Origin of the sequence: uncultured Clostridium sp. (assembly GCF_934754915.1) — a bacterium.
Taxonomy (GTDB): domain Bacteria; phylum Bacillota; class Clostridia; order Clostridiales; family Clostridiaceae; genus Clostridium.
This window is the reverse complement of sequence record NZ_CAKVKB010000243.1, coordinates 1-3505: the sequence shown is the minus strand read 5'-3', so window position 1 is coordinate 3505 and position 3505 is coordinate 1. Positions and strand designations below refer to the sequence as shown.

3 protein-coding genes are annotated in these 3505 nt (G+C 28.2%); all 3 read left to right on the top strand.

The window, feature by feature from the left end; all coding sequences use genetic code 11:
- Positions 1-334: 334 nt before the first annotated feature.
- The 3 genes from Q0F58_RS18220 (at position 335) to Q0F58_RS18210 (ending at position 3234) form a co-directional block, all read left to right on the top strand.
- Positions 335-1021 carry a hypothetical protein gene (locus tag Q0F58_RS18220; protein ID WP_294379295.1) on the top strand — a complete coding sequence of 229 codons (687 nt, stop codon included), beginning with the start codon at positions 335-337 and terminating at the stop codon, positions 1019-1021.
- Between the two features lie 238 nt (positions 1022-1259).
- Entirely contained in the window at positions 1260-2318 is a 1059-nt protein-coding gene (locus tag Q0F58_RS18215; protein WP_294379293.1) for a hypothetical protein, read from the top strand.
- Positions 2311-3234 (top strand): reverse transcriptase domain-containing protein, encoded by a 924-nt coding sequence (locus tag Q0F58_RS18210; protein ID WP_294379292.1) that lies wholly within the window; start codon positions 2311-2313, stop codon positions 3232-3234. The genes Q0F58_RS18215 and Q0F58_RS18210 overlap by 8 nt, the downstream gene beginning before the upstream one ends.
- Positions 3235-3505: the final 271 nt, after the last annotated feature.

The following is a 3505-nucleotide window of genomic DNA, read 5'->3' as shown; positions in this document are numbered from 1 at the left end:
CATGCCTCTATTGTATCATGCTTATGTGTATTTGGAATTTCTCATTTTGGCTTGTACTATTTATATTCTAGCACCAAATGGCCTTGTCTGGGGAAATACAGGCATATTGTGATATTGAGGATGAGATGGTTAAGGGGATGTTTGGGACGATTGTGCAGGGGTATCTGAAAAAGGGGTATAACCGGGCTACTGCGGAGATGATGGCTAGGGAGTTTTTTAGGTATGAGAGTTAGAGTATAGCTTGGAAATAATAATTCAAAGATGATTGCGAAATCGCTAAAGACGTTATATACTTTAAAATATATAATCATAATAAATTTGAAAGAGATATAAGATGGCAGAAGATTTTTTAGAATATATCGATGAACTACATAAAGCATACCGTATGAAGAATAAAATAAAGAATAAATATTATATTCATTATTTACCATTAAAGTCAATTACGATTTCCACAAATGAAGTGTTTTATATAGCTAAGTCTGGAAAATCCAGATTGCTTATAAATCATAATGCGGTATGGGTAGATTTAACTGATTATGATATAATTAATATAGTATGTGGTTTTGATGAAAAATTAGTTTTAAAAATATTGGATAGATTGAAAGAGTGTTATGATGGGATATGGACAGAGTTTGAATTTGAAGTTCAAGAAGAAAGATATATAGGAAAAGGGATTAATTACGAAGATTTTGATTTGGACATGAAGGTATGTTTAGATTCAGACTTTCAAATATGTTTTGGTGATTTTTTGTTTTTACTTAACATGGTCTTATTTAAAGATATTGTTGGACAAAAATATTTAGAAAGAGAACGAAAAATGTTACTAATTGATAATACGCTTATTAAATATATAACATTAATTAAATATTATCGACTAAATAATGCTCAGGCAAAAAAGTATTTAGATGATATTCTTTATCCGATTTTTAAAAAAGAGGATTTGTTAGAGAATAAAATGAAAGTAAAGAAATATGATAAAAATTTTGATAAAAATGGTTTTGAAAAAATTGTCCTGTTGTGATAATATGAAATTGGAATCCTAGTAGGCATAAATGCCACCTTAACATTTTAAGGTAGATGTATTTAGAAATTAGTTAAATTTGTATGACTACCGTCATATTTTAGATTTCAATTTCATTGGTTGTTCACAACCATGACCTTCGCTACTACGCTCAGGTCAGAACGCAAACAACCAATGAAATTGACTCAGAAAAAATTTAACAAATTTAAGTAGGATTCTTTTTTTTGTGGAGAAAACTATGTATAAATTTAATGAAATTACAATTGATGATGATAAAGGAATTATATTTCTGTGTGGAACTAAATATAAAAAAGAGTCTGTATATGATAAGAGAAATGTTCTAAAGAAATATATAGAAGAACATTATCCTAGAAAAAATGTTCTTATTCTGGAGGAACATTTTGTCTTTGGAAAAAGAGAGGGATATTTGAGCTATGATGATATTTTTTTGAAAAATCTGAATGACATAGAAACATTGAGTGCAGCGTTTGCCAATGGAATAATTATTATTCATGATAGTATATCAACAGGGGCAGAGTTGGCAGCCTTTGCTTCAAATGAGATGTTAAAAGATAAAATGTGTGTATTAGAGCCAGATAGTACGGGTATTGAGGAAAGAAAAATAAGTGCTTTTCTAGAGTTGGCTTTTTTTAGTACGGATTCTAAAATACGTAGAATAGTGTACTATCCTGAAGTATATTCTTTTGAAATATCTGAAAAACATGTAGAAAAAAGAACTAATTTTGTAAACAATACTATAACACCTATACTTGGAGATAAAATTTGCAGTTTTATTGATTATTGCAAATTAGAGCTGGATATTCGTTTCGAAAAAATGAAATTTGGAAAAATCAATAATAGTGTGGGCGTCATTTCTTATTCAAAAAATGGTAATGAGTTGCAAGTTTATGTATCAGGACAAGTTATTTTATATCAAGTAATGGGATTGTTGTCAATAAACGATATTCGTAAACAATTAAGAAAGAAAAAGAGATTGTATGAACATATAGATTTTGTTTGTGGTCAGTATAAAAATATTTTACATCACACCATACAGGAAAAACTAAAATCAGAGACAAACACTATTTTGGTCTCTGTAAAAGAAATAAATGTAGAACTTAGAGATGTAATTGCATATAGTTTATATATGCTACAAGCATTGGAATTAATTTCAATATTAAAAGAAAAAGAATTATATAAAATTGGTTTGAAAAATAATTTGGGAATTTTTTTATCTGAGTTGGATGATATTGTAAGTGAAGAGGATAATGAGATACTGGAGTTTTTAAATGAATAAAGAATTATTTCTTGAAGAAAAGTATATAAAAACTAAAAAAAAATATAGAAAAATAGTAACTTATGTTGATGGAGAAAATCTTTTAAGGGAAAAACATGAGAGAATAGTATCTCTACTGAAACAAGAATGTTCTGATTCAATATTTGCCAAAGCTTATATAGAACATTCATCTATAGTAAAAAATGCTAAGGCGCATATGTATAATGATATTTTTTTGTTTTTTGATGTAAAGGATTTCTTTCCAAGCATAAGCCATAATTATTTAATTCAGAGATTATATAAAGAATTAAATAATAATGGGAATGCAAGCATTAATAGTTGTAGCAAACTAGTAGAATTATGTTCTGTGAATGATAAGGGATTGCCACTTGGTTTAGTAACATCTCCAATATTATCAAATATTTATATGAAGGAATTTGATAATATTATTTATGGAAAATTAAAAAAAATGGGTTTAGATAATATTATATATACACGATATGCGGATGATATTGTTATTTCTTTTAAAGCGGAGAAGATTGATCCAGATATAAATGTGAATATTAAAGAGTGTGTAATTAGATGTTTAAAACAAGTGCATTTAAAAAGCAATGAGAATAAAGAAAGAGTTTATGATATACGCAAAGGTGGTCATGTGCGAATAACGGGTATTAATGTTATTGTGGAAAATGATAATTATCGAAAATTAACAGTTGGAAGAAAACGAAAAGATAGGCTGTATAATGATGTGATGAGTTATTATATGCAACGAATAAAAGACAGAGAGAAGGCATTGAGTATTAAAGGAAATGAATCATTTATATTGTCTGTTGAAGGAAAAGAATATGAGAAGTGTTATTCGGAAAATATGAAGAAAGTAATAAAGGAATACGGATATGACTCGTTGCATGATATGATTAGAGCAATAAAGTATTAGGTTATAGTTATAAGAGTGGCTCCATTTTGGCTCTAAAAATTTTGAACAAGGTACACAAAAAGGCAAAATATGATAAATATGAAAAATGAAATACACAAATATGTATCAGAAATCAACCAGATAAATCTCTCAGCCCAAGAGTTTGAGTAGCGGACTAAATTGCGAAAAAGCCCATAAATAAAGGCTTTGCGGGATGTCGAAAAGACCAAATGGAGTGCAAATGGAGTTTAAAAATTATTTTTTTCTCTTGTTTATATTCCAGATTCACCTG

Bases quoted from the DNA above. Each gene is read 5' to 3' on its own strand.
- Q0F58_RS18220 (WP_294379295.1), top strand. From the start codon at position 335: ATGGCAGAAGATTTTTTAGAATATATCGATGAACTACATAAAGCATAC.
- Q0F58_RS18215 (WP_294379293.1), top strand. From the start codon at position 1,260: ATGTATAAATTTAATGAAATTACAATTGATGATGATAAAGGAATTATA.
- Q0F58_RS18210 (WP_294379292.1), top strand. From the start codon at position 2,311: ATGAATAAAGAATTATTTCTTGAAGAAAAGTATATAAAAACTAAAAAA.